We start from the raw sequence: 26,500 nt of genomic DNA on the forward strand, positions 1-26,500 counted from the left end.
CCGACCCGCGAGTCGCCGGTACGTCCGGCCGGCCCTCCTGAGCGAGGACCAGACTCGCGGGTCGCCTGCTTCTCCGCCCTCGCTACTCCGCCCTCCGCCTTTCCGCCCTCCGCTTCCGGGCCCTCCGCCTTTCCGGCCCGCCGCCCGCAGGGTTTGCGGGGCGTGATCCGCGCCACGTACGGATCTTTCGTCAGGCAGTACGCTGGGCGCATGCTTTCGCTCGTTCGACGCCGCCACGTGGACTACGTCCGCGTCACGAGCATGGGCTGTCGACGCTCCCTCTGAGCCTTCCAGCCCTTCCCGCGGTCCCCAGCCGCCCGCGTCTCCCTCCCGCCCACTTGGCACCCGTGCGCCGCCCCACCCACGGCGGCGGCCGGGCCCCCGTACACCTGCGGACGAACCATGACGAATCCGTCGTACCAGCAACTGCCGATCATCGATCTCTCCGCCGCCGACCGCGGTCCCCGGGCGCGGGCGCTGCTGCACGCGCAGCTGCACGGCGCCGCGCACGACGTGGGGTTCTTCCAACTGGTCGGGCACGGGGTCGGTGAGCGGGAGACGGGCGAGCTGCTGTCCGCCATGCGCGCCTTCTTCGCGCTGCCCGAGGCCGAGCGGCTCGCCATCGACAACGTGAACTCGCCGCACTTCCGCGGCTACACGCGGACCGGTGACGAGCGGACCGGCGGACGGCAGGACTGGCGGGACCAGCTCGACATAGGGGCCGAGCGGCCCGCCCGCGTCCCCGGCCCCGGGGAGCCCGCCTACTGGTGGCTGGAGGGGCCCAATCAGTGGCCGGCCGGGCTGCCCGCGCTGCGCGAGGCCGCGCTCGCCTGGATCGAGCGGCTGAGCGCCGTCGCCGAGAAGCTGCTGCACGAGCTGCTCGCCTCGATCGGCGCGCCCGTCGACTTCTACGACCGGGCTTTCGGGGAGCGGGCGCATCCGCATCTGAAGCTCGTGAGGTATCCGGGAAGCGCGGGGGACGGCGCCGGTCAGGGCGTCGGGGCGCACAAGGACTACGGATTCCTGACGCTGCTGCTCCAGGACCGGGTCGGCGGGCTCCAGGTGCAGCGCGCGGACGGGCTGTTCCACGACGTCCCGCCGCTGCCGGGCGCCTTCGTGGTCAACCTGGGTGAGCTGCTGGAGGTGGCGACCAACGGGTATCTCGTGGCCACCAACCACCGGGTCGTGTCTCCGCCGAGTGCCGTCGAGCGGTTCTCCGTGCCCTTCTTCTACAACCCGCGTCTGGACGCCCGCGTCGAGCCGCTGCCCTTCCCGCACGCCTCCACCGCGCCCGGTGTGACCGACGACCCGGCCAACCCGCTCTTCGCCGAGTACGGCTTCAACGAGCTGAAGGGCAAGCTGCGGGCCCACCCGCTGGTGGCCGAACGGCACCACGCGGAGCTGCTCAGCCCCGCGTGACGCCGTGCTCCGTCGGCCGGGCCCGCCCTAGCCGCTGATGGCCCCGTAGCCCTCGATCTCCCGAGGGCTGCGGGAGCCCGGGCCGATGTAGCGGGCGGAGGGCCGGACCAGGCGGCCGGTGCGCTTCTGCTCCAGGATGTGCGCCGACCAGCCCGCCGTACGGGCGCAGGTGAACATCGAGGTGAACATGTGCGCCGGGACCTCGGCGAAGTCCAGGATGATGGCCGCCCAGAACTCGACGTTCGTCGCCAGGACCCGGTCCGGGCGCCGGGCGTGCAGTTCCGCGAGGGCCGCCTTCTCCAGGGCTTCGGCGATCTCGAAGCGGGGCGCGCCCAGCTCGCGGGCCGTACGGCGCAGCACACGCGCGCGTGGGTCCTCGGCGCGGTAGACGCGGTGACCGAAGCCCATGAGCCGCTCACCCTTGTCGAGGGCCTGTTTGACGTACGCGTCCGCGTCCCCGGTCCGCTCGATCTCCTCGATCATGCCGAGGACGCGGGAGGGGGCGCCGCCGTGCAGCGGGCCCGACATGGCGCCCACGGCGCCGGACAGGGCGGCGGCGACGTCCGCGCCCGTGGAGGCGATCACGCGTGCCGTGAACGTGGACGCGTTCATGCCGTGTTCGGCGGCCGACGTCCAGTAGGCGTCGACCGCGGCCACGTGCTTGGGGTCCGGCTCGCCGCGCCAGCGGATCATGAACCGCTCGACGACGGACTGCGCCTTGTCGATCTCCCGCTGCGGGACCATCGGCCGGCCCTGTCCGCGCGCGGACTGGGCGACGTAGGAGAGGGCCATGACGGCGGCGCGGGCGAGGTCCGCGCGGGCCTGCTCGGCATCGATGTCGAGGAGGGGCTTGAGGCCCCAGACGGGCGCGAGCATGGCGAGCGCGGACTGCACGTCGACGCGGATGTCGCCGGAGTGGACGGGGATCGGGAACGGCTCGGCGGGCGGCAGTCCGGGATTGAAGGCGCCGTCGACGAGCAGGCCCCAGACGTTCCCGAAGGAGACGTGGCCGACCAGGTCCTCGATGTCGACGCCCCGGTACCGCAGGGCGCCGCCCTCCTTGTCGGGTTCGGCGATCTCCGTCTCGAACGCGACGACTCCTTCGAGTCCGGGTACGAAGTCGGACATCGGGCGGCTCCTCGTGATGTGTGCGACGGGATGTGCGGGACGGAAGGGGTGGAACGGACGGGACGAACGGACGGGTCGAACAGGCGGGTCGGACGGACGGGGCGACCGCAGGGTGGGGGACGGGACGGGTGCGACGGGGCGCGACGGGCGGGTGGTTCCGTGCTGTGCGGCGGCTTGCGGCGGTTGCGGTTGTGGGGGGACGGCGGACGTGCGACGGGCTGCGCCGGCGGTTCCGCGGTCCTGTGCACCTGGGGTGCGAGGACTCGCGGTCCTGGGCGGTACTCCACTGATGCCCCGTGCGGCCGTCGATCACCCGACCGGCACCCCACCGGGGCGGGCCGGCGGCTACGGGCGCCTCTGCACCATATCTCCGAGTGCCACCGTTGGGGAGTGTTCGCGGCACTCAGTGCCACCTCTGGTGGGTCGGTCTGCGGCGGCGGGCCATGCGGCAAGATGACCACGTGACCGACGAAGACGCCGTCTCCCCCGGCCCCGTCCCCGATCCCGCCGCCATGCGCAAGCAGTACCGGGCCGAGGGGTTCTCCGAGGCAGGGCTGGCCGCCACGCCCGTGGAGCAGTTCGCCCGCTGGTTCAAGGACGCCGCCGTCGAGGCCCATCTCTTCGAGCCGAACGCCATGGTCGTCTCCACCGCGGACGCCGAGGGCCGGCCCGGCTCGCGCACGGTGCTGCTGAAGCACTTCGACGAGCAGGGCTTCGTCTTCTACACCAACTACGACTCCCGCAAGGCCCGCGACCTCGCCGAGAACCCGTACGTCTCGCTGCTCTTCCCCTGGCATCCGATGGCCCGGCAGGTCATCGTGCGGGGCGTGGCGCGGCGCACCGGGCGGGACGAGACCGCCGCCTACTTCCGGACCCGGCCGCACGGCTCCCAGCTCGGCGCCTGGGCCAGCGCCCAGTCCTCGGTGATCGCCGGCCGCGCCGATCTCGACGCCTCCTACGCCGAGCTGGCGGCCCGCTACCCGGAGGGCGAGCGGGTGCCGGTGCCGCCGCACTGGGGCGGTTTCCGGGTGGCTCCGGAGTCGGTGGAGTTCTGGCAGGGCCGCCTGAACCGGCTGCACGACCGGCTGCGCTACGTGGCGCGGGCCGACGGAAGCTGGCGGGTGGAGCGGCTCAGCCCCTGACGGGATCGTCGGGACCGTCCCCTCGGGCGCTCAGATCTTGCCGAGGGCGTCGTCCAGGAGCCGCGCCCACTGCGTCACCACTCGCTCGCGGCGCCCCGCGTCGTCGGTGAGCAGGTTGGCGAGGCCGAGGCCGCGGGCCATGTCCAGCAGGCCCTGGACGGTCTCACGGACGCCGGGCGCGGACTCGTCGGCGCCCAGGAGCTCGACGGCTATGCGGTGGCTCTCGCGGCCCACGCGGGCCTCCAGCTCGGTCACGCGCGGGCGCAGCTGCTCCTCGTCGGACGCGGCCACCCACAGGTGCAGGGCGGCGCGGAAGAGAGGGCCGGTGTAGAGGTCCACCAGGGCGGTGACGACCATCCGCCGGTCGCCCGTCGCGCCCTGCGGGAACAGGGCGCGCAACGCGTCCGAGCGTTCCTCGGCGACGTACTCGACCGCCGCGGTGAACAGGTCCTCGCGGGTGGGGAAGTGGTGCTGGGCCGCGCCCCGGGAGACACCCGCGCGTTCGGCGACGACGGTGACCGTGGAGCCCGCCCAGCCGCGTTCGGCGAGGCAGGCCACGGCAGCCGCCAGGAGCCGCTGCCGGGTGGCCCGGCTGCGGTCCTGCTTGGGCACACGGTCGCCCGGCACACGGTCGCCCGGCCCGCGGTCACCGCCCGGCCCGCGGTCACCGCCCGGCCCGCGGTCGTCCGGGGTGCGGTCGTCCGTGGTCACAACACCCATGGAGGATCCCGTCGTTCGAGGAAGGCCGTCAGTCCCTCGCGGGCGTCGGGGCCGGCGAACAACGAGGCCGAGAGCCTGGTCATCTCGCCCGCGTCCTCGACGAAGGCCTCCAGCACCTTAGCCGTGAGCAGCTCCTTCGTCCTGGCCAGGGCCGTGGGCGCGGCCCGGCGCAGGCCGTCGAGGACGGGTGCGAGCACCTCGTCCAGGTCGCCGTCGCCTGCCGACTGGGTGACGAGGCCGATCCGGGCGGCCTCGGCCGCTCCGAAGGTCTCGCCGGTGAGGCAGTAGCGGGAGAGGGCGCGCGGGTCGACGCGAGGCAGCAGCGGCAGTGAGATGACGGCGGGCGCGACCCCGATGCGCACCTCCGTGAACGCGAAGGTCGCCGTCCCGGAGGCGAACGCGAGGTCGCAGGCGCCGAGCACGCCCAGACCGCCCGCGCGCACATGCCCGGCGACCCGGGCCACCACGGGCTTGCGCAGCTCGAGGATCCGCCGGAGCAGCGCTGGCACCGCGTGCGGTGGCGGGGGGTCCTTCAGGTCGGCGCCCGCGCTGAAGGTGTTGCCGGTGTGGGTGAGGACGACGGCGCGTACGTCGTCGTCCTTCTCGCAGGCCCCGAGCGCGTCCGCCAGTTCGCTCACGAGGGCGCGCGAGAGGGCGTTGCGGGTGGCGGGCGAGTCGAGGCTGAGGGTCTCGACTCCTCGGACACGGTTCCGTCCGACCAGGGCGGTCGTCATGCATCCTCCCTCAGTCGGCGGCGCAGGATCTTCCCGGAGGCGGCGCGGGGCACGGCGTCGATGAAGGTGACCCGGCGGACGCGCTTGTAGGGGGCGACCCGTTCGGCGACGTACATCGCGATCTCTCCTTCGGACAGACCGGGTGACGTGGGCTGGCGGACCACGTACGCGTGCGGCACCTCGTTGTTGTCGTCGTCGTAGACGCCGATGACGGCCGCGTCCGCTATGCCGGGGTGGGTGAGCAGGAGCGCCTCGAGTTCGGCGGGCGCCACCTGGAAGCCCTTGTACTTGATCAGTTCCTTGACCCGGTCGACGACGAACAGCCAGCCGTCCGCGTCGACCCGCCCCACGTCGCCGGTGTGCAGCCAGCCGGCGTCGTCGATCATGTCGGCGGTCGCGTCGGGACGCCCCAGGTAACCCTTCATGATCTGCGGCCCCCGGATGAGGATCTCGCCGGCCGCGCCGGCTTCGAGGTCCTTGTCGGGGTCGTCGAGGGAGACGATCCGCATCTCGGTGCCGGCGATGAGCTTGCCGACGGTGCCCGCGGGGGCGTCCCGCATGGCGTCGAGCGGGACGACATGGGTGCCCGGGGACAGTTCCGTCATGCCGTACGCCTGGCCGACCGGTGGCAGGTTCAGGCGCTCGGCGCAGGCGGCGGCGAGGCCGGCGTCCAGGGGTGCGGCCGCGCTGACGACGTACCGCAGGGACGACAGGTCGTACCGGGCGACCGCCGGGTGCTTGGCGAGGGCGAGGACGATCGGCGGGGCCACGTACAGGCCGGTGATGCGGTGGTTCTGGATGGCCGCGAGGAAGGTGTCCAGGTCGAAGCGGGGCAGCACCACGACGGTGGCACCCTGCCGCAGGGGCGCGTTCATCAGGGCGGTCAGGCCGTAGATGTGGAAGAAGGGCAGCACGGCGAGGATGCGGTCGCCGGGGCCGGCGGACATCGCCGACCGCAGCTGGGCGAGGTTGGTGGCGATCTGCCGGTGGGTGAGCATCACGCCCTTGGGGACACCGGTGGTACCGGAGGAGTACGGCAGGGCCGCCACGTCCTCCACCGGGTCGATGTCCACCTGCGGTTCGGGGGCCGCCGAGGCGAGCATGTCGACGAGCGAGCGGTGCCCGGCGGCGGTGTCGCAGACGAAGATCTCCTTGACGCCGCCCGCGAGTTCGGCCGCCCGCCGTGCTGTCCGGAGCAGCGGGGAGACGGTGACGATCCAGCGGGCGGCACAGTCGCCGAGCTGCTTGGCGAACTCCTCCGCGGTGGCGAGCGGGTGCACGGTGGTGACCGTGGCGCCCGCGCGCGTGGCCGCGTAGAAGGCGAGCGGGAAGGCGACGGTGTTGGGGCTGTGCAGGGCCAGTACGTCGCCCTTGCGGACCCCGGCCTCGGCGAGCGCGGCGGCGACCCGCCGGTGGAACCGGTCCACCTGCTCGTACGTGAGCGTGGTGCCGTCCGTGCCGTCGACGAGCGCCGGCAGTTCGCCGAACTCGGCGGCACGGCCCAGCACGGCGTCGTGGATGGGGAGGTCTACGGGCGGGACGTCTGCGAACTCGCTGCGGAACATGGTTCCTCCTCGCGCGCCGGACACGACGGTTGCCGGCTGCGGTCAGTACGACTTGGGCAGACCCAGGGTCTGGTGGGAGACGTAGTTGAGAATCATCTCCCGGCTCACCGGGGCGATCCGGGCCACCCGGGAGGCGGTTATCAGTTTGGCGAGGCCGAACTCGCGCGTGAGGCCGTTGCCGCCGAGGGTGTGCACGGACTGGTCGACCGCTTTCACGCAGGCCTCCCCGGCCGCGTACTTGGCCATGTTGGCGGCCTCTCCGGCGCCGACGTCGTCCCCCGCGTCGTACAGATGGGCCGCCTTCTGCATCATCAGGCGGGCCAGCTCGAGGTCGATGTGGGCCTGCGCGAGGGGGTGTGCGATGGCCTGGTGGGCGCCGATCGGGCTCTTCCAGACGGTACGGTCGCGCGCGTACTCGATCGCCTTGGAGAGCGCGTGGCGGCCCATGCCGATCGCGAAGGCGGCCGTCATGATGCGCTCGGGGTTGAGTCCGGCGAAGAGCTGGAGAAGACCCGCGTCCTCGTCGCCGACGAGCGCCTCCGCCGGGAGCCGCACCTCGTCCAGGACGAGCTCGAACTGCTTCTCCACGCTGGTCAGTTCCATGTCGATCCGGCGGCGGGAGAAGCCTTCGGCGTCGCGCGGGACGATGAACAGGCAGGGCTTGAGGCTGCCGGTGCGGGCGTCCTCGGTGCGGCCGACGATCAGCGTGGCGTCGGCGATGTCCACGCCGGAGACGAAGACCTTACGGCCGGTCAGCAGCCAGTCGCCGCTCGCGGGGTCCCGGCGGGCGGTGGTGGTGATGCGGTGGCTGTTGGAGCCGGCGTCGGGTTCGGTGATGCCGAAGGCCATGAGACGGCTGCCGTCGGCCAGGGCCGGCAGCCACTCCCGCTTCTGGGCCTCGGTGCCGAAGCGGGCGATGACCGTGCCGCAGATCGCCGGGGAGACGATCATCATCAGCAGCGGGGCTCCCGCGGCGCCGAGCTCTTCGAGGACCAGGGAGAGCTCGGTGATGCCGCCGCCTCCACCGCCGTACTCCTCCGGCAGGTTGACGCCGATGTAGCCGAGTTCGGCGGCCTCCCGCCAGAGGCCGGTCCGAGCGGAGCCGGAACCGGCGCCGGAGTCGGCTTCGGAGCCGGTATCGGCTCCGGAGCCGGTGTCGTGGGCGTGGCTCTTGGCGAAGGCCGAGACTGCCTTGCGGAGTGCCTTGTGCTCGTCGGATTCGATGAGGGTGGTCATGGGGCTCCTTCGCGTGCGGGTTCGTCGTGGCCGGTCGCGCCCACGCGGCGTAGCCGCATGATCTGGCGCCCCACGCCCTTAGGTCTCCTGCATCTCCTGCGTTTTTGCGTCTCCTGCGTCTCCTGCGTCTCCTGCGTCTCGCGTCTCCGGCGTCTACTGCGTCTCCTGCACTACCGCCAGCAGGGTGCCGACCCGCACCTGCTGTCCTGTCGTCACCGGCAGGGCCGTCACCGTGCCCTCCACCGGGGCCGAGATGACGTGCTGCATCTTCATCGCTTCGAGCCACAGCAGCGGTTCACCGGCTCGGACACTCGATCCGGTGATGAGACCGTCCGCGAGCTTGACGACCGTGCCGGGCATCGGCGCGAGCAGGGAACCGGGGGCGTGCTGGGCCTGCGGGTCGGGGAAGCGCGGCAGCGCCGTGAGGGCGGTGCCGTTGACGTGGACGCGGTCGCCGTAGCGGGCGACCTCGAAGCGCCGCCGTACGCCGTCGATCTCCAGGACGACCAGGCCCGGGTCGGCGTGCACCACCTGCACGCCCTCGGCCGTGAGGCCGGTCCGGGTGTGGTGGTAGCGGACCTCCGTCTCCTCGCCCGCCACCGTGTACCGCTTCGACTGCGGCTGGGAGGGCAGGTTGCGCCAGCCGCCCGACGGCGAGCGGGTGCGCGCGTCCGCGAGCGCGGCGGCCAGCGGGGCGTACGGGTCGGGGGCCGGGACGGTGAGGTCGCCGAGATGCCGGTCGTAGAAGCCGGTGTCCATACGGGCGGAGGTGAACTCGGCGTGGCGCAGGGAACGGACCAGCAGGTCGCGGTTGGTCACCGGGCCGTGCAGGACCGTGCGTTCCAGGGCTCCCGCGAGCTTGCGGATCGCCTCCGCGCGCGTGGGGGCGTGGGCGACGACCTTGGCGAGCATGGGGTCGTAGTGGACGCCGATGTCGTCGCCGTCGCCGAAGCCGGTGTCCAGGCGGACGTCCTCGGGGACGGTCAGACGGTGCAGGGTGCCGGTCTGCGGGGTCCAGTTGTTCGCCGGGTCCTCGGCGTACAGACGCGCCTCGACGGCGTGACCGCGCGCGCGTGGGGGCTCGGGGTCCAGGGCGGCGCCCTCCGCGACCCGGATCTGCTCGGCCACCAGGTCGAGGCCGAAGACCGCCTCCGTGACGGGGTGTTCGACCTGGAGGCGGGTGTTCATCTCCAGGAAGTGCGCACGGCCGCCGGCGACCAGGAACTCGACGGTGCCGGCGCCGACGTACGAGACGGCCCGCGCGGCGCGCACGGCCAGCGCGCGCAGTTCCTCCGCCGACCGCTCGGACAGGCCCGGCGCCGGCGCCTCCTCGATCACCTTCTGGTGACGCCGCTGGAGGGAGCAGTCGCGGGTACCGAGCGCCCACACCGTGCCGTGTGTGTCGGCGAGGATCTGCACCTCGACGTGGCGGCCGTTCTCGATGTACGGCTCGACGAACACCTCGCCGTCGCCGAACGCGCTCGCGGCCTCGGCCCGGGCGCCCGCCAGCGCTGCGTCCAGCTCCGCCAGGCGGCGTACGACGCGCATACCGCGTCCGCCACCGCCCGCGGCCGCCTTCACCAGCACCGGCAGATCTGCCTCCGTCACCTCGTCGGAGGCGAGCGGGGCGAGCCCCATGAGCTGCTTGGCGCGGGTCTTGGACGCCATCGCCTCGATCGCCTCGGGCGGCGGCCCGATCCAGACGAGGCCGGCGTCCAGGACGGCGCGCGCGAAGTCGGCGTTCTCGGAGAGGAAGCCGTAGCCCGGGTGCACGGCGTCCGCGCCCGCGCTCACCGCGGCCTTCACCACGAGGTCGGCGCGCAGGTAGGTGTCCGCGGGCGTGCTGCCCGGCAGCCGTACGGCCGCGTCGGCCACGCGCGCGTGGAGGGCGTCGGCGTCGGCGTCCGAGTGCACGGCGACGGTGCGGATGCCCGCCTCGCGGCAGGTCCGGAAGACGCGGCAGGCGATCTCGCCGCGATTAGCCACCAGAACGGAAGTAATCATGAGCCTCACATCCGGAAGACGCCGAAGCCGCCCCGCGCACCCTCGAAGGGCGCGGTGTGGACGGCCGACAGGCACAGGCCGAGAACGGTGCGGGTGTCGCGCGGGTCGATGACACCGTCGTCGTACAGCCGCCCGGACAGGAACATGGGCAGCGACTCGGACTCGATCTGCTGCTCCACCATGGCGCGCAGGGCGGCGTCCGCGTCGTCGTCGTACGGGTGACCCTTCGCGGCAGCCGACTGCCGGGCGACGATCGACAGGACCCCGGCGAGCTGCTGCGGGCCCATCACCGCCGACTTGGCGCTCGGCCAGGCGAAGAGGAACCGGGGGTCGTAGGCGCGCCCGCACATGCCGTAGTGGCCCGCCCCGTACGAGGCGCCCATGAGGACGGACAGGTGCGGGACCTTCGAGTTGGCGACGGCGTTGATCATCATCGCGCCGTGCTTGATGATGCCGCCCTGTTCGTACTCCCTGCCGACCATGTAGCCGGTGGTGTTGTGCAGGAAGAGGAGCGGGATGTCGCGCTGGTTGGCGAGCTGGATGAACTGGGCGGCCTTCTGGGACTCCGCGCTGAAGAGCACGCCCTGGGCGTTGGCCAGGATGCCGACCGGATAGCCGTGCAGGGTCGCCCAGCCGGTGACGAGGCTCGTTCCGTAGAGGGGCTTGAACTCGTCGAAGTCGGAGGCGTCGACGAGCCGGGCGATCACCTCGCGCGGGTCGAAGGGGGTCCGCAGATCGCCGGGGACGATGCCCAGGAGTTCGTCCTCGTCATACTTGGGAGGGACGGCCGGACCCGGATCCCGGTACGCCTTGCGGTGGTTGAGGCGTGCCACCACGCGGCGCGCCTGCCGCAGCGCGTCCCGCTCGTCGACGGCGAAGTGGTCGGCGAGGCCGGACACGCGCGCGTGCATCTCGGCGCCGCCCAGCGACTCGTCGTCGCTCTCCTCGCCGGTCGCCATCTTCACCAGGGGCGGACCGCCCAGGAACACCTTCGCGCGCTCCTTGACCATGATCGCGTGGTCGGACATGCCGGGGATGTACGCGCCACCCGCGGTCGAGTTCCCGAAGACGACGGCAATGGTCGGGATCCCGGCGGCGGAGAGCCGGGTCAGGTCGCGGAAGACGGCCCCGCCCGGGATGAAGATCTCCTTCTGCGACGGCAGGTCGGCGCCGCCCGACTCCACCAGGCTGATGCAGGGCAGCCGGTTGGCGAGGGCGATGTCGTTGGCGCGCAGTGCCTTCTTCAGGGACCAGGGGTTGCTGGCACCCCCGCGCACCGTCGGGTCGTTGGCGGTGATGAGGCACTCCACGCCCTCGACGACCCCGATGCCGGTGACGAGGGAGGCGCCCACGGTGTACTCGGGGGAGGCGCTGCCCCAGGCGGCCAGCGGCGACAGCTCCAGGAACGGCGTGTCGGGGTCGAGGAGCAGCTCGATGCGCTCCCGGGCGAGGAGCTTGCCGCGCGCACGGTGCCTGGCGACGTACTTCTCCCCTCCCCCCGCCAGCGCCTTCGCGTGCTCGGTCTCGAGGTCGGCGAGCTTGGCGAGCATGGCCTCGCGGTGCGCGCGGTAGTCGGGGCCCTGGGTGTCCAGGGCGGACGTCAGAGCCGTCACAGGAGGGCCTCCGGGATGTCCAGGTGTCGGGAGCGCAGCCATTCGCCGAGCGCCTTGGCCTGCGGGTCGAAGCGGTGCTGGGCGGCGACGCCGGCGCCGAGAAGGCCCTCGACGACGAAGTTCAGGGCACGCAGCCGGGGCAGGGTGTGACGGGTGACGGTCAGCTCGCGGCTCTCGGGGATCAGCTGCCGGAACCTGTCGGTCGTCAGTTCGTGCACGAGCCAGCGCCAGGCCTCGTCCGTCCGGGCCCACACGCCCACGTTGGCGTCGCCGCCCTTGTCACCGCTGCGGGCGCCGGCCACCAGCCCGAGGGGCGCCCGCCGTACGGGGCCGGGGGGTGGCGGATCCGGCAGGTCCGGTTCCGGGACCTCCTCGAGTACGCGGGTGCCGACGGCCGGGGGTGCGGCTACGGGCAGGCGGCGGCCGTCATCGAGGACGGCGATGTGCTCGACGTCCTCCTGCGGCACGTACGCCGCCTCGAACACCCCGTAGGGGGCGCCCTTCCCGGGCGGCGCGAGCAGATGGAAGCCGGGATAGCCCGCCAGCGCCAGCTCCACGGCCGCGCCGCTCAACGCCCGTCCCACGGAGTCCTGTTCGGGATCGCGGACGACGAGCCGCAGCAGTGCGCTCGCGGTCTCCTCGGTGTCGGCGTCGGCCCGGTCGGTCCGGACCAGCTCCCAACGCGCCTCCGCAGGGCGGGACTTGAGGAGAGCCTGGGCCATCTGCTCCCGCACGAGAGCGGCCTTGGCCTCGATGTCCAGGCCGGTGAGGACGAAGACGACCTCGTTGCGGAAGCCGCCGAGGCGGGTGCGGCCGACCTTGAGGGCCGGGGGCGGGGCTTCCCCGCGTACGCCGTGGATCCGTACCCGGTCGGGGCCGTCCTGGGTGAGCCGTACGGTGTCCAGGCGGGCGGTGACGTCGGGCCCGGCGTACCGGGCGCCCGTCGTCTCGTACAGCAGCTGGGCGGTCACCGTGTCGACGTCGACGAAGCCGCCGGTGCCGGGGTGCTTGGTGATGACGCAGCTGCCGTCCTCGTGGAGCTCGGCGAGCGGGAAGCCGGGCCGTCGCAGGTCACGGCCGCCCTCGGCGAAGAAGGCGTAGTTGCCGCCGGTGACCTGCGTCCCGCACTCCAGGACGTGTCCGGCGACGACGGCGCCCGCGAGGCGGTCGTACTCCCCGGGCCCCCAGCCGAAGTGGGCGGCGGCGGGGCCGGTGACCAGGGCCGCGTCGGTGACCCGCCCGGTGACCACGACCTCCGCGCCCTCGCGCAGACACGCGGCGATGCCGGAGCCGCCGAGATAGGCGTGCGCCGTGAGGCTGCCCGGATACCGGGCGCCGAGGTCGTCGCCCTCGACGTGCGCGACACGCACCGGGACGCCCAGCCGTTCCGCCAACTGCCGCACCGCGTCGGCGAGTCCGGCCGGATTGAGGCCTCCGGCGTTGGTGACGACGCGTACGCCACGGTCGTGGGCGAGGCCGAGGGACTCCTCCAGCTGCCGGAGGAACGTGCGGGCGTATCCGCCGGCGGGGTTCTTCAGCCGGTCCCGGCCGAGGATCAGCATGGTCAGCTCGGCGAGGTAGTCACCGGTGACGACGTCGAGTTCGCCGCCGGTGAGCATGTCGCGCAGGGCGTCGAAGCGGTCGCCGTAGAAGCCGGACGCGTTGCCTATCCGCAGGACCGTCACCGGACGGCTCCCTTCGGCGCGCGGCCGCCGCCGGGCGGGCCCGCGAAGGCCTGGGCGATGTCCAGCCAGCGGTCGGCGTCGGGGCCCTCGGCGCGCAGGGCGAGGTCGGTCGGGTGGGCGCGCTGGGTGACCAGGAGGCAGAAGTCGAGGGCGGTGCCGGTCACGCGGTCCGTGGCGTCCTCGGGGCCGTACGTCCACGTATCGCCGGACGGGCCGCGGAGTTCCACGCGGAACTCCGCGAACGGCGTGGGCATACCGTGCACGCCGAAGGCGAAGTCCCGGGTGCGGACGCCGAGGCGGACGATGTGCCGGAGCCGGTCGGTGGGTACGGGCTCCTCGCCCAGCGCGTCCGCCACGTCCCGGCCGTGGGCCCAGGTCTCCATGAGCCGGGCGGTGGCCATGGAGGCGGCCGACATGGGCGGGCCGTACCAGGGGAAGCGCGCTCCCGACGGCGCCTTTCGCAGGGCGTCCGCCAGGGCTTCGCGCCCGGCCCGCCAGTCCGCGAGCAACTGCCCGGGCGGCTTGGCGGCCCCCTCCCGCGCACCGTTGTCGACGAAGTCCCCGGGCGCGGCGAGCGCCTTCTCGACCTCGCGGGCGAACGCGCCCTGATCGGTCACCGCCAGCACGGAGGAGCGGTCGGTCCAGGCGAGGTGCGCGATCTGGTGGGCGACGGTCCAGCCGGGGGCGGGGGTCGGCAGCGTCCATCGCTCGGGACTCAACCCGGCGACCAGCCGGTCGAGTTCGTCGCTTTCGGCACGGAGGTCGTCGAGCACGGGCGTCGGGTCGGCCATGGGGTGGAGCATGGCAGCGGGACAAGAAACAATCAAGCATGCTTGCATGAATTTCCCCGAGACCCGCACGGGTCCGTTTGCGGGCCCCGTACGGGTCACGGGCAGACCCATGTGCGGGGCCCACGCAGACCCACGGCGGGGAGCTGTGCAGACCCCATGTGCGGGGGCTGTGCAGACCCCATGTGCGGGACGCGTGCAGACCCCACGTCCGGGGGCTGCGGTCGCCATCAACGTCATAGCGGTGGCCGGGGAGGTCAGTTGGGCCGGCGTGCCGGCCAGGGCGACGCCGACGCCTTGGGATAAACGTCGTACGCACGGCTCCGGCCGACCGGCAGCGGTGCCCTGCCGCGGCCGCTTCGTCGCTCTCGCCGTGCGCCGGGAACCGCGCCGCGAGTGTGGAGCCGCCGCACACGGGAATCGGCGTCCGTCCGGGCGAGGGCGCCTGGTCCGCGCGGGCCTCCCCGGCCACCGCACCCGTGGGCCGGGGGCGAGGGCGCCTGGTTCGCGCGGGCCCGGCCACCACGCGCGGCCCGCGAGCGAACGGGGGTCGAGCCACTCGGGGCGACGGCACTCGGCATGTCCTGGATCGCCGATCGCCGATCGCTGCGGCTGATGCTGCCGCAGCCGGGAGGAGTCGCCGAGCGCCCCGGCCGAGGTGTCCGTCAGGCCTCCGGGACCGCCGCCTTGGGCCGGCCGACCTGTGTGCGGACCGCGCCCATGCTCGCCGCGACGACCAGTGCGATCGCGCCCGCCTGGATCGTGGTCAGGGCCTGGTCGAGGATGAGGAAGCCCGCGGTGGCGGCGACGGCCGGTTCCAGGCTCATCAGGATCGCGAAGGTGGAGGCCGGCATGCGGCGCAGGGCGAGGAGTTCGAGGGTGTAGGGGAGGACCGAGGAGAGCAGGGCCACCGCCGCGCCCAGGCCCAGCGTCACCGGATCGGCCAGTTTCGTGCCCGACTCGGCGAGGCCCAGGGGGAGGAAGAGCACCGCGCCCACCGCCATCGCGAGGGCCAGCCCGTCGGCCTGGGGGAAGCGGCGGCCCGTGCGGGCGCTGAAGACGATGTACGCCGCCCACATGGCCCCCGCGCCCAGCGCGAACGCGACACCCACCAGGTCGAGGCCGCCGCCGAACCCGCCGCCGTCCCCGCCGTGCCCACCGCCCCCGCTGAGCAGGAAGACGCCCACGAGGGCCAGGCCCGCCCAGATCAGGTTCAGCGGGCGGCGCGAGACCACGACCGACAGCGCGAGGGGGCCGAGGACCTCCAGCGTCACCGCCGCGCCCAGCGGGATGCGGTCCACCGCCTGGTAGAAGAGGCCGTTCATCGCGGCCATCGTGACGCCGAAGACGACGACCGTGCCCCAGTCCGTGCGGGAGTGGCCGCGCAGCCGTGGCCGGCAGATGACGAGCAGGACCACCGCCGCCACCAGCAGGCGCAGCGCCACCACGCCCAGCGCTCCCGCTCTCGGCATCAGCGTCACCGCCAGCGCGCCGCCGAACTGCACCGAGATGCCTCCGGCGAGTACGAGGCCGACCGGACCGAGGGCGCCCAGACGGCCCGGGCTCCCGGGAGCGCCGGTCGCCGTGGCGCCGGGGGCGAGCTGGGGTGTGGCGGCGGTGTCGGGGGCAGTCACGGGCGGTCCTGGTGCTCGGCTCGGGGTATGTACATCATGCTGCACTGGCAAGTCCAGGGTAATGGACTTCGTCAGGTGTGTGAACCCGTTATGCCGCTGTCTTGTGGTGTGAGACGTGGCGGCGAGATGCTCGGCGGGTCGCGTTGTGAGACGGGGACGCCGCTCGCCGGCCGGGCTCGCCGTCGCGTCGTCCGAAGCCGCGTGAGGGCTCGCGTCGTCCAGGGCCGCGTGGGCGGCTATCTGCGCGCCATGTAGAGGCCCAGTGCCCTGTGCAGCAGCCTGTTGAGCGGGAAGTCCCACTCGCCCAGGTACTCCACGGCCTGGCCGCCCGTGCCGACCTTGAAGCGGAGCAGGCCGAGCAGGTGGTTGGACTCCTCCAGGGTGTCGGTGATCCCCCTCAGGTCGTAGACGGCGGCGCCCAGTTCATGGGCGTCGGTCATCATGCGCCACTGCATGGCGTTGTTGGGCTGGACCTCGCGCCTGCGGCTGGTGGAGGCGCCGTACGAGTACCAGACGTGCTCGCCGACGGTGAGCATGGTCGCCGCGGCGAGGACCTCGCCGTCGTGGTGGGCGAGGTACAGCCGCATACGGTCGGGATGTTCGGCGTTCAGCGCGCTCCACATACGCTGGAAGTAGGACAGGGGGCGCGGGATGAACCGGTCGCGTTCGGCGGTCTCGGTGTACAGCGCGTAGAACGCCCCGAGGTCCTCCGCACCGCCCCTGACGACCTTCACGCCCGCCTTCTCGGCCTTCTTGATGTTGCGCCGCCACTGCTGGTTGAGACCGCTGTGAAGGTCCTCGGGCGTGCGTCCCGCGAACGGGATCTGGAAGACGTAGCGGGGCTGTCCGGCCGCGAAGCCGTCCTCCGCGCCGGGCTCGGTCTGCTGCCACCCGGCGCGGCGCAGCCGGTCGGCGACGTCGAAGGCGCGCGGCTCGTACGAGCTCGCCTCGGCGTCCCGGAGCCGGTGGGCGCCCGGGTCGGCGATGGCCGCCTTGACCGCTTCGGCGCTCCAGCGACGTACGACGACGGGCGGGCCCATCTTCACCGAGAAGGCCCCCCGCGCCTTCAGCCACGCGAGCATCGGCTCCAGCCAGCGCTCGACCAGATCCGGGGCGTGCCAGTCGACGAGCGGCCCCTCGGGCAGATACGCCAGATACCGGCGCAGCCTCGGCAGCGGCCGGAACAGCACCAGTCCCACCCCCACCAGCGCACCGGTCCCGTCGGTCCAGCCCAGGCTCTCCGCCCGCCAGTCCGCCTTCACCTCGCCCCACGACGGGATCTGCATATGGCTGGCCGAGGGGCGGGCCGCGACGAACGCAAGGTGCTCGTCACGGGTGATGGACCGGACACGCAGACTCATACGCCGGGCTCCTTCGAGTGTTCGTCGCATCGCCCGTTCGCATCGCCGGGCGACCGTCCCGGCCAGCGTAGGAGTCGGCCGCGCCCGTCCCGGGCTCAGCCACGCCCACCACGCGCACAAGCCACCTACCTCACTCCTCCCCTCCCTCCCCCCTCCGTCCTCCCCCTTCTCCTGCCCTCAGCCCCTCCCCTCAGTCCGCGCCCTCCCTTCCGCCCGCGCCCTCCCCTCAGTCCGCGCCCTCCCTTCCGCCCGCGCCCTCCCCTCAGTCCGCGCCCTCCCTTCCGCCCGCGCCCTTCCGGCGGTGCGCCTGTCCGCCCGCCTGTCCGCCCGCCTGTCCGCCCGGCGAGCGGTCCGCCTGTCCGCCCGGCCTTTCGTCCTCCAGGCCTTCCGCCAGCACCTCCGCGAGATGCTGGCCCCGGATCCCCGCCAGCTGGTCCAGTTGGGTGCGGCAGGAGAAGCCGTCCGCGAGGACCACCGCACCCTCGGGGGCGTCCCGCACGGCCGGCAGCAGCTGCTCCTCCGCACAGTCCGCCGACACCTCGAAGTGGCCCTTCTCGAAGCCGAAGTTGCCGGCGAGGCCGCAGCACCCGCCGCTCAGCTCGCCGGTGAGACCGGCGGCCTCGCGCAGCCGCCGCTCGGCCGCGTCGCCCAGGACGGCATGCTGGTGGCAGTGGGTCTGGCCGACCGCGGGACGGTCCAGGCGGGGCGGAGTCCAGTGGGGCGCGTGCCGCTCCAAGGCCTCCGCGAAGGTGAGGACGCGGGCGGCGAGAAGGGCCGCGCGCGGGTCGTCGTGCAGCAGCTCGGGCAGGTCGGTGCGCAGGGCGGCCGCACAGCTCGGCTCCAGGACGACCACCGGCGCGGCCGTCTCCAGCACCGGCTCCATCAGGTCGAGCGTGCGGCGCAGCACCACGCGCGCGTGGTCGAGCTGGCCGGTGGAGACGTACGTCAGCCCGCAGCAGACCCGGCCCCGGCGGGCGGTCAGCAGCGCGGCCCCGCTCCTCGACCGGCCGTCGCCCACCGGCCGCCCGCGCATCCGCAGGGTCGGCGGCAGCGCCACCCGCAGCCCCGCCGCCTCCAGGACCCGCACGGCGGCCCGGCCCACGGACAGCGACAGGTGCTCGGTGAAGGTGTCGGGCCACAGGACGACCAGGTCGCCCGCCCGCCCCGGCTCGGGGGCGGGTTCCCTGCGCCGCCACCACCCGCTGAACGTCTCCCGCGCCAGCCGGGGGATGTCCCGCTCGGCCGCGATCCCGCCCAGCCGCCTGGCAAGGCTCGCCGACGGGCCGACCGAGGCGAGCGCGTTGAGCGGGGCGGCCAGCCGCAGCCGGCTCGCCCATCGCAGCCACACCGGCAGCCGCCCCATGCTGTAGTGGGCGGCCGGACGCCGACGGCCCTCGTAGTGGTGATGCAGGAACTCCGCCTTGTAAGTGGCCATGTCCACCTCGACGGGGCAGTCGGAGCGGCAGCCCTTGCAGGACAGGCACAGATCGAGGGCGTCCCGGACCTCCGTGGAGCGCCAGCCGTCGGTCACCAGCTCACCGGCCAGCATCTCGTGCAGCAGACGGGCCCGCCCGCGCGTGGAGTGCTCCTCCCGGCCCGTGACCCGGAACGACGGACACATCACCCCCGAGCCGGAGCCGGAGCCCGAGCCCGGCACCGACGCCGGCGCGGTCGTCGTACGGCACTTCGCGACGCCGACGCACCGGCGCACCGCCGCCGAGAAGTCACCGCCGTCGGACGGATAGCCGAAGGCCACGTCGACCGGCTCGCGCGGGAGCACGGCGAAGCGCAGGTTGCCGTCGAGGGGCGCGGGGCGCACCAGCATCCCCGGGTTGAGGAGGTCGTCCGGGTCCCAGACCGCCTTGGCCCGCTCGAACAGCGTGACCATCTCCGTCCCGTACATCTTCGGCAGCAGCTCGGCGCGGGCCTGTCCGTCGCCGTGTTCGCCGGAGAGCGAGCCGCCGTGGGACACGACGAGCTCGGCCAGTTCCTCGGAGAACCGGCGGAAGCGGGCGATCCCCGGCCCCGTCAGCAGGTCGAAGTCGATACGGACGTGGATGCAGCCGTCCCCGAAGTGCCCGTACGGCGTGCCGCGCAGCCCGTGGTCGGTGAGCAGCGCCCGGAAGTCCCGCAGATAGGCGCCGAGCCGGGCCGGCGGCACCGCGCAGTCCTCCCAGCCGGGCCAGGCCTCCGTGCCGTCCGGCATGCGGGTCGCCGTCCCGCTCGCGTCCTCGCGGATCCGCCACAGCGCCCGCTGCCCGGCGGCGTCCCGGACGATCCGCGCGTCCAGGACGTCCGCCGCGCGGACGACGGCCTGCGCACGCGCGCGTGCCTCGCTCTCCGATCCGCCGCCCGTCTCCACGAACAGCCAGGCCCCGCCCCGCGGCAGTCCGCCCGCCGCGCCCGGCGGCACCAGGTCGGCCGCCATCCCCTCCACCGTCAGCGGTCCGAACGGCAGCAGCCCGGCCGCGGCCTCGGCGGCGGCGCCCTCGTCGGCGTAGCCGAGCACCGCGAGCGCACGCGCGCGTGGAGCCTCGACGAGCCGTACGACGGCCTCCGTGAGCACGCCGAGCGTGCCTTCGCTGCCGCAGAAGGACCGGGCGACGTCGGCGCCGTTCTCCGGCAGCAGCGCGTCCAGCGCGTACCCCGAGATACGGCGGGGCAGCTCGGGAAAGCCGGTCCGCAGCCGGGCCAGTTCCCCGTCCACCAGTGCCCGCAGGCCGTCCGGCGCCCCCGCCCAGCCCCGCCCGAGCCGCAGCCGCCGCCCGCGCGCGGTGACGACCTCCAGCTCGCGCACGCCGTCCGCCGTCGTCCCCCACGCCACCGAATGGGAGCCGCACGAGTTGTTGCCGATCATCCCGCCGAGCGTGCAGCGACTGTGGGTGGAGGGGTCGGGGCCGAAGCGCAGCCCGTGCGGGGCGGCGGCCTCCTGGAGCCGGTCGAGGACCAGCCCCGGCTGCACGACGGCCGTCCGCGTCGCCGGATCCAGGTCGACCAACCGGTTCAGGTGGCGCGTGAAGTCCAGCACCACGCCGGTGCCGGTGGCCTGCCCGGCGATGGACGTACCCCCGCCGCGTGCGACGACCGGCACACCGTGCGACCGGCACACCGCGAGCACCGCCGCGACGTCGTCGGCATCCCGGGGCGCCACGACCCCGAGCGGAACGCGCCGGTAATTGGACGCGTCCATGGTGGTGAGCGCCCGGGAGGTCACGTCGAACGCGACCTCGCCCCCTACGACCTTGCGCAGATCGGCTTCGAGATCTGTCATGGGTCCACCCAACCAGCCCGTCCGGCGTTCGAGGAGGAGGCCGTCCGGGCCGAAGGGAGGCCCGGGACTCAGCCCCCGGCATCACAGAAGAAACCCGTCTCACCCGACGGACCAGGTTTCACCCAGGTTTCCCCTACCGGCTAACCTCGCTTTCGTGGCTGAGATCCGGATTCCTGCTGACATCAAGCCCGCCGACGGTCGATTCGGCGCGGGCCCCTCCAAGGTGCGGGTGGAGGCGCTGGACGCCCTGGCCGCCACCGGTACGTCCCTCCTCGGCACCTCTCACCGTCAGGCCCCGGTCAAGAACCTGGTCGGCCAGGTACGCGAGGGCATCTCCGAGCTGTTCTCCCTCCCCGAGGGCTACGAGGTCGTCCTCGGCAACGGCGGCTCCACCGCGTTCTGGGACATCGCGACCCACGGTCTGATCGAGAACAAGTCGCAGCACCTCACGTTCGGCGAGTTCTCGTCCAAGTTCGCCAAGGCCGCCAAGCTGGCTCCCTGGCTCGCGGAGCCGACGGTCGTCTCCGCCGACCCGGGCACGCACCCGGAGCCCGCGGCCGAGGCGGGCGTCGACGTCTACGCCTTCACCCACAACGAGACCTCCACCGGCGTCGCCGCCCCGATCAGGCGCGTGCCGGGCGCCGACGAGGGCTCCCTCGTCCTGGTGGACGCCACCTCCGGCGCCGGTGGCCTCCCGGTCGACATCGCCGAGACGGACGTCTACTACTTCGCCCCGCAGAAGTCCTTCGCCTCCGACGGCGGCCTCTGGATCGGCGTCTTCTCCCCGGCCTCCATCGAGCGCGCCGAGCGGATCCACGCGTCCGGCCGGCACATCCCCGAGTTCTTCAGCCTGCCGACGGCGATCGACAACTCCCGCAAGAACCAGACGTACAACACCCCGGCCCTCTCCACCCTCTTCCTGCTGAACCAGCAGCTGGAGTGGATCAACGGCCAGGGCGGCCTGGACTGGTCGGTGCGCCGCACCGCCACCTCCGCGCGCACGCTGTACGGCTGGGCCGAGGACGTCAAGTACGCCAACCCGTTCGTCGCCGACCCGGCCAAGCGCTCGCAGGTCATCGGCACGATCGACTTCTCCGACGACGTGGACGCGGCCGCGGTCGCCAAGGTGCTGCGCGCCAACGGCATCGTCGACACGGAGCCGTACCGCAAGCTCGGCCGCAACCAGCTGCGCGTCGCGATGTTCCCGGCGGTCGACCCGGCCGACGTCGAGGCGCTCACGAAGAGCATCGACTACGTGATCGACAAGCTGTAGTCGTCCGCCGTACGCCGGACTCCGTACGACGGGGACCCGTACAGCCAGACCGTTACGGCGAGACCCGTACAGCGAGACCCGTACGACGACGAAGGGCGCCCGGTGCACACCGGGCGCCCTTCCTCATCCGGCCGCACAGCTCAGCCCGCCGTGCAGGTCACGCCGCCGTGCGGTCAGGCCGCCGTGCAGCTCACGCTGGGCGCACCCCCGCCCCCGGGTGTCCCGCCGAACCCGAAGCTCGCCGAACCACCCGCCGCGACCGCCCCGTTGTGCGCGGCGTTCACCGCGGTCACGCTCGCCCCGCTCTGGGTGTACGAGGCGTTCCACATGCTCGTCACCTGCTGGGCGCCGCTCCAGGTCCAGGTCACCTTCCACGAACCGATCGCCGTGGTCCCGGTGTTGGTGACCTTCACCTCGGCGTTGAAGCCACCGCCCCAGTCGCTGCTGACGGTGTACGTGGCGGCGCAGGCGGCCGTACCGCCCCCTCCGCCACCGCCTCCGCCTCCGCTGCCGGTCCCCGGGAAGCCCGGCGCCTTGACGCTCGCCAGGTACCCGTCCTTCACGGTGTCGACGGTCTGCCAGTCGTCCTTGAGGATGCCGCCCGTGTCACCGGAGTTGGGGTTCCAGGACCAGAAGGTCCAGTGGAAGGAGTCGGCGCCGTACGTCGACGTCGGCCGAAGGTAACTCACCAGGGCGGCAAGCCACTTCTGGTCCACCGTCGACTGGAGCGTGGTGCCGAACTCACCCACCCACACGGGTGCGATGTTCTGCTTGAAGATGTAGCCCCAGTACTTGTCCCAGATCCCCGGCATGTTCGCGGGGAACGCGGGGTCGCTGAACCAGCTCTGCTGGGCGACGCTCGTCGCGTAGTCGTGGGCCGAGTACACGACCCGGTTCGCCACGTCGAGCTGCACCGGGTACTGGCCGACGCCCATCAGGTTCCCGCCCCACCAGCCGGAGACGCCGTTGAAGGTCTGCACGCCCTCGACGAAGATCAGAAGGGCGGGGTTGACGGACAGCACCGCGTTGCCGGCCCGCTGAGCGGCCAGCCGCCAGTCGGTCGCGGTGTCCCCGCAGCCCCAGCAGGCGGGATCGTGGGGCTCGTTGTGCAGATCGATGCCGACGACCGCGTCCTGTCCCTTGTAACGGGTCGCGATCGCCTTGAGGTTGGCGATCCACGTCGACTCGGGGACGGCGGACGTGTACCAGAGCGCCGACTGCCCGCCCGCGTCCGGCCGGTGCCGGTCGAGGATGATCTTCAGGCCGTCCTGACCGGCGTACGAGACGATCTTGTCCAGGATCTGGAGCGGGTTCAGGCCCTGGAGGTCGGCGTTCTTCCCGCTGCTGAAGTCGATGCTGTTGGCGACGGTCGTGCTCTTGAAGATGTCGTCGCTGTAGGGGATGCGGATCGTGTTGTAGCCCAGCGACTTCATCTGGTCGATCATGCTCTTGTAGTCGCGGGACCAGAGGCCGTGGACGACGTAGTTGCCGGTCTCGAAGCCGAACCAGTTGATCCCGGCGACCCGGACCGGCTGCCCGGCGGCGTCCAGGATCTGCCGGCCGCTGGTGTGCCAGTAACCGGCGCCGGCCTCGGCCGCGGCGGTGTCCGCCGCGTGGGCCGACTGCGCTCCGGCTCCCAGCGGGATCACAAGCGCGGCGGCCAGGCCGCACAGCACTCTTCGCAAGCTGCGGAACATCTCGCTGCTTCCTCTCGGGAGGCGCGGGCCCGAAACACATGGGAGCGCTCCCACACACCGCGCACCCCCCAGGAAACTGACACACCATGACCACGTCAAGAAGAGCGGCAGCAGCGGTTCCACGGGAAAACGCGGAGAGGCCGCGGGAAGGACGCGGGAAGGTGCTCAGTCGCGGCGCCGGAGCCGGCGGAGACCGAAGACGGCGACACAGACCGCGGCGACCGCCAGCGCGCCGAACTTCACGCTGCCGGAGGCCGCGGATCCGTCACCTTCGTCCGAGGCACTGGAACTGCCGCCGCCGGACGGCGACCTGGTGCCCGACCCGGCGCCCTCGGGCGCGTCCTCCGCCACCACCGAGCTCCCGGAACCCTCGCTCCCGTACATGAGCCTGGTGCCGTCGGCGGAGAAGCTGACGGACTCCCCCTGCCGCTGGAGCGGCACGTCGAGCCGCCCCTCGCGCTTGATCTTCCCGCCGTTCCAGGCATAGGAGATGCCGCCGAAGTAGCCGCGGACGGCGAGCCGGCCGCCGTCCGGGGAGAAGGCGGCGTCGGTGGCCCAGAGGTCGACGGCCGCGACGGGCTTGAAGACGTTCGTCCCGGAGGCGGAGAGGTCCGCCGGCCCCTCGTAGAGGTGCCCGCCGTCCTCCTTCTTGTCGATGATGTAGACCCGCCCCGTCCTGGGGTGGACGAGGAGCGACTCGGCGTCGCGGGGCCCGTCGGAGTACTTCACGACGTACTGCGTGGCCTTGACGGTCTGGTCGACGAGCTTCGCCGGCTCGGGCAGCCGGTAGATCCACACGTACTGCCAGGTGCCGCCGAGGTTGTCGCCGATGTCGCCGACCCAGATCTCGTTGCCCGGACCGATCGAGATCGCCTCGACGTCGCGCGGCGTGCCGACGCCGGTCAGGGTGAGCCGGGCGACGGTCTTCCCGGTCGCGCTGTCGACGGCGTAGAGATAGGGGCCGTCGTCGCTGTCGTTGTGGGTCCAGTAGACACCCGGGTGCTGCCGCGAGGCGGCGAGACCGCTGGACTCGGTGATGCGCGGATCCTCGATGGTGAATCCCTTGTCCCCGTCGGCCGCGTACGCGGAGGGCGCGGTGGACGCGGCGAGCACGGTGCAGGCACCCGAGAGGAGGGCCCCGGCGAGAAGGGCTCCGGCTCGGACGGCGAAAGATCGGCGCATTCCACAAGCCTGCCATCCCGTACTGCCGTTCACGGATTCGTGGCCGGTCTCACACGCCCCCGGCGGCGGTGATCCTTTGCCGATCCCCCATCATGAGCGGATGCTCAGGTTCATGCCCGTAGGCGACTCGATGACGATCGGCAGCTCGGGCGAGCACACCTGGCGCTACCGCTTGTGGCGGCACCTGTGCGCCACTTACGGCGGCCCGTTCACGCTGGCCGGCCCCCGCGAGGCGCTCTACGACAAGGCGACCGACTCCCCCGCGTCGTACGCCTACGCCGATCCGGAATTCCCGCGCGGTCATCTGGCCGGCTGGGGTGAGGGCTGGCTGCACATGGCCCCGCTGATCGGCGAAGCGGTGCGGACGTCACGGGCGGACATCCTGCTGGTCTCGCTCGGCCTGATCGACCTGGGTTTCTACACGAACGCCGAGCAGACCGCGGAGAACGCGCGCGCCTTCACCGCGGAGGCCCGCGCGGCGAACCCGCGGATCGCCATGGTGTGGCTGCCGGTCATCCCCAACGTCCGCGCCGCGAACGACGAGCCCTTCGCCGCCCAGGTCGCCCGCTTCAACGAACTCCTGGCGAAGACGGCAGCCGACCTGGACGAGCAGGGTTCCCCCATCCTGCTGGCCTCGGTCCCGCAGACCTGGGACATCGACACCGACACCTACGACGGCACCCACCCGAACGCGAACGGCGAACACCGGCTGGCATCGGCCTTCGCGGAGGCGATGCACCAGGGGTGGGGTCTGGGCGGGCGGTACGCGGGCTGAGACATCACGGGGAGGAAGGCCGACTTCGGCGACGACCTCGACCTCATCTGCACCGTGGCCGTCCTCACCCTCGAGACCGACCGCTTCCCCCGCGAATGACCTGTTCCCCGGCCGGTCCCCCTTGCATCGAGCGCACTCCAGGCCGTTGGCTTGTGTCCCATGAAGTACACGCAGCTCGGACGTACCGGACTCAAGGTCAGCCGCCTCGTCCTCGGCACCATGAACTTCGGCCCGCAGACCGACGAGACCGACAGCCACGCCATCATGGACGCGGCGCTCGGCGCGGGCATCAACTTCTTCGACACCGCGAACGTGTACGGCTGGGGCGAGAACAAGGGCCGTACCGAGGAGATCATCGGCAGCTGGTTCGCGAAGGGCGGCGGGCGCCGCGACCAGGTCGTCCTCGCCACCAAGGTGTACGGCAACATGGCCGCCGACGGCGAGGCCTGGCCGAACCACGACAAACTCTCCGCGCTGAACATCCGGCGGGCCGTCGACGCCAGCCTCAAGCGGCTCGGCACCGACCACATCGACCTCTACCAGTTCCACCACGTCGACCGCAGCACTCCCTTCGACGAGATCTGGCAGGCCATCGACGTACTGGTGCAGCAGGGCAAGATCCTCTACGCCGGGTCGTCCAACTTCCCCGGCTACAAGATCGCCCAGGCCAACGAGACCGCCGCCCGCCGGGGCGGCACCATCGGGCTCGTCAGCGAGCAGTGCCTGTACAACCTGGCCGAGCGGCGCGCCGAGATGGAGGTCATCCCGGCCGCGCAGGAGTACGGCCTCGGGGTCATCCCCTGGTCGCCGCTGCACGGCGGTCTGCTCGGCGGGGTCATCAAGAAGCAGGCCGAGGGCGGCCGCCGCGCCTCCGGGCGGGCCGCCGACACCCTCGCCGACCCCACCGCTCGCGCGCAGATCCAGGCCTACGAGGACCTGGTGGAGAAGCACGGCGTGCAGCCCGGCGAGGCCGCCCTGGCCTGGCTGCTCACCCGGCCCGGTGTGACCGGCCCGATCGTCGGCCCGCGCACCGCCGAGCAGCTCGACTCCGCCCTGCGCGCGGTAGAACTGGAGCCGGGCAAGGAACTGCTGGCCGGCCTGGACGAGATCTTCCCCGGGCCGGGCCCGTCCCCGGAGGCCTTCGCCTGGTAGAGGGTGCGCCCCGACGGGGCGCGGGAACCGCGCGACCGGCCGCACACGGTCCGCACACGGCGAACGGCGCGCGGTTCCCCGACGGCCCGCTCGGCCTATCTACCGAGCGCGGCCGCCAAGG

19 protein-coding genes are annotated in these 26,500 nt (G+C 72.7%); 5 read left to right on the forward strand and 14 right to left on the reverse strand.

Translation table 11 applies throughout. The features are described 5' to 3' along the window. The first annotated feature begins 402 nt into the window (after positions 1-402). Positions 403-1,419, forward strand: coding sequence for an isopenicillin N synthase family dioxygenase (locus tag QF030_RS19530; RefSeq protein WP_307163958.1), 1,017 nt, complete (start codon positions 403-405; stop codon positions 1,417-1,419). A 27-nt stretch (positions 1,420-1,446) separates the two neighbouring features. On the opposite strand, the gene QF030_RS19535 is transcribed toward QF030_RS19530, so the two are convergent. Continuing rightward, on the reverse strand, positions 1,447-2,547 hold the full coding sequence (locus tag QF030_RS19535) for a citrate synthase 2 (RefSeq protein WP_307163959.1): 1,101 nt from the start codon (positions 2,545-2,547) through the stop codon (positions 1,447-1,449). Between the two features lie 443 nt (positions 2,548-2,990). Between QF030_RS19535 and pdxH the strand changes: the two genes are divergently transcribed. Beyond that, complete coding sequence (gene pdxH, locus QF030_RS19540; protein WP_307163960.1) at positions 2,991-3,689, forward strand: pyridoxamine 5'-phosphate oxidase; 699 nt, start codon at positions 2,991-2,993, stop codon at positions 3,687-3,689. 30 nt (positions 3,690-3,719) lie between these two features. Here pdxH and QF030_RS19545 read toward each other — a convergent pair whose 3' ends face one another. From QF030_RS19545 to QF030_RS19595, 11 genes are all read right to left on the reverse strand, one after another. After that, complete coding sequence (locus tag QF030_RS19545; RefSeq protein ID WP_307163961.1) at positions 3,720-4,409, reverse strand: TetR/AcrR family transcriptional regulator; 690 nt, start codon at positions 4,407-4,409, stop codon at positions 3,720-3,722. Further along, a complete protein-coding gene (locus tag QF030_RS19550) occupies positions 4,397-5,143 on the reverse strand; it encodes an enoyl-CoA hydratase family protein (RefSeq protein WP_307163962.1) in 747 nt (248 codons plus the stop codon). The genes QF030_RS19545 and QF030_RS19550 overlap by 13 nt, the downstream gene beginning before the upstream one ends. Further along, positions 5,140-6,708 (reverse strand): 4-coumarate--CoA ligase family protein, encoded by a 1,569-nt coding sequence (locus QF030_RS19555; protein ID WP_307163963.1) that lies wholly within the window; start codon positions 6,706-6,708, stop codon positions 5,140-5,142. Before QF030_RS19555 ends, QF030_RS19550 begins: the two co-directional genes overlap by 4 nt. A 42-nt stretch (positions 6,709-6,750) precedes the next feature. Then, complete coding sequence (locus QF030_RS19560) at positions 6,751-7,944, reverse strand: acyl-CoA dehydrogenase family protein (RefSeq protein WP_307163964.1); 1,194 nt, start codon at positions 7,942-7,944, stop codon at positions 6,751-6,753. 153 nt (positions 7,945-8,097) lie between these two features. Further along, positions 8,098-9,948 (reverse strand): acetyl/propionyl/methylcrotonyl-CoA carboxylase subunit alpha, encoded by a 1,851-nt coding sequence (locus QF030_RS19565; RefSeq protein ID WP_307163965.1) that lies wholly within the window; start codon positions 9,946-9,948, stop codon positions 8,098-8,100. Between the two features lie 5 nt (positions 9,949-9,953). Continuing rightward, the gene (locus tag QF030_RS19570) at positions 9,954-11,561 is read right to left on the reverse strand and encodes an acyl-CoA carboxylase subunit beta (protein WP_307163966.1); all 1,608 of its coding nucleotides are present in this window, start codon (positions 11,559-11,561) and stop codon (positions 9,954-9,956) included. Further along, positions 11,558-13,246 (reverse strand): acyclic terpene utilization AtuA family protein, encoded by a 1,689-nt coding sequence (locus QF030_RS19575; protein WP_307163967.1) that lies wholly within the window; start codon positions 13,244-13,246, stop codon positions 11,558-11,560. Before QF030_RS19575 ends, QF030_RS19570 begins: the two co-directional genes overlap by 4 nt. Next, the gene (locus tag QF030_RS19580) at positions 13,243-14,037 is read right to left on the reverse strand and encodes a TIGR03084 family metal-binding protein (RefSeq protein WP_307163968.1); all 795 of its coding nucleotides are present in this window, start codon (positions 14,035-14,037) and stop codon (positions 13,243-13,245) included. Before QF030_RS19580 ends, QF030_RS19575 begins: the two co-directional genes overlap by 4 nt. 662 nt (positions 14,038-14,699) lie before the next feature. Beyond that, positions 14,700-15,668 (reverse strand): EamA family transporter, encoded by a 969-nt coding sequence (locus QF030_RS19585; protein ID WP_307163969.1) that lies wholly within the window; start codon positions 15,666-15,668, stop codon positions 14,700-14,702. Between the two features lie 236 nt (positions 15,669-15,904). Next, a complete protein-coding gene (locus QF030_RS19590) occupies positions 15,905-17,029 on the reverse strand; it encodes a lipid II:glycine glycyltransferase FemX (RefSeq protein ID WP_307163970.1) in 1,125 nt (374 codons plus the stop codon). A gap of 262 nt (positions 17,030-17,291) precedes the next feature. Continuing rightward, positions 17,292-20,300: an FAD-binding and (Fe-S)-binding domain-containing protein gene (locus QF030_RS19595; protein WP_307163971.1), complete on the reverse strand. Its 3,009-nt coding sequence runs from the start codon at positions 20,298-20,300 to the stop codon at positions 17,292-17,294. Between the two features lie 154 nt (positions 20,301-20,454). On the opposite strand from QF030_RS19595, the gene serC reads away from it, so the two are divergent. Beyond that, positions 20,455-21,573, forward strand: coding sequence for a phosphoserine transaminase (gene serC / locus QF030_RS19600; RefSeq protein WP_307163972.1), 1,119 nt, complete (start codon positions 20,455-20,457; stop codon positions 21,571-21,573). Between the two features lie 173 nt (positions 21,574-21,746). Here serC and QF030_RS19605 read toward each other — a convergent pair whose 3' ends face one another. Both QF030_RS19605 and QF030_RS19610 read right to left on the reverse strand, forming a co-directional pair. Then, positions 21,747-23,270 (reverse strand): cellulase family glycosylhydrolase, encoded by a 1,524-nt coding sequence (locus QF030_RS19605; protein ID WP_307163973.1) that lies wholly within the window; start codon positions 23,268-23,270, stop codon positions 21,747-21,749. Between the two features lie 165 nt (positions 23,271-23,435). Further along, the gene (locus tag QF030_RS19610; RefSeq protein WP_307163974.1) at positions 23,436-24,452 is read right to left on the reverse strand and encodes a WD40 repeat domain-containing protein; all 1,017 of its coding nucleotides are present in this window, start codon (positions 24,450-24,452) and stop codon (positions 23,436-23,438) included. 100 nt (positions 24,453-24,552) lie between these two features. Here QF030_RS19610 and QF030_RS19615 point away from each other — a divergent pair, with 100 nt between their 5' ends. Both QF030_RS19615 and QF030_RS19620 read left to right on the forward strand, forming a co-directional pair. Continuing rightward, positions 24,553-25,227 carry an SGNH/GDSL hydrolase family protein gene (locus QF030_RS19615; protein ID WP_307163975.1) on the forward strand — a complete coding sequence of 225 codons (675 nt, stop codon included), beginning with the start codon at positions 24,553-24,555 and terminating at the stop codon, positions 25,225-25,227. 159 nt (positions 25,228-25,386) lie between these two features. Continuing rightward, the gene (locus tag QF030_RS19620) at positions 25,387-26,379 is read left to right on the forward strand and encodes an aldo/keto reductase (RefSeq protein WP_307163976.1); all 993 of its coding nucleotides are present in this window, start codon (positions 25,387-25,389) and stop codon (positions 26,377-26,379) included. The last annotated feature ends 121 nt before the right edge of the window (positions 26,380-26,500 follow it).

Origin of the sequence: Streptomyces rishiriensis, from assembly GCF_030815485.1 — a bacterium.
Lineage (GTDB): Bacteria > Actinomycetota > Actinomycetes > Streptomycetales > Streptomycetaceae > Streptomyces > Streptomyces rishiriensis_A.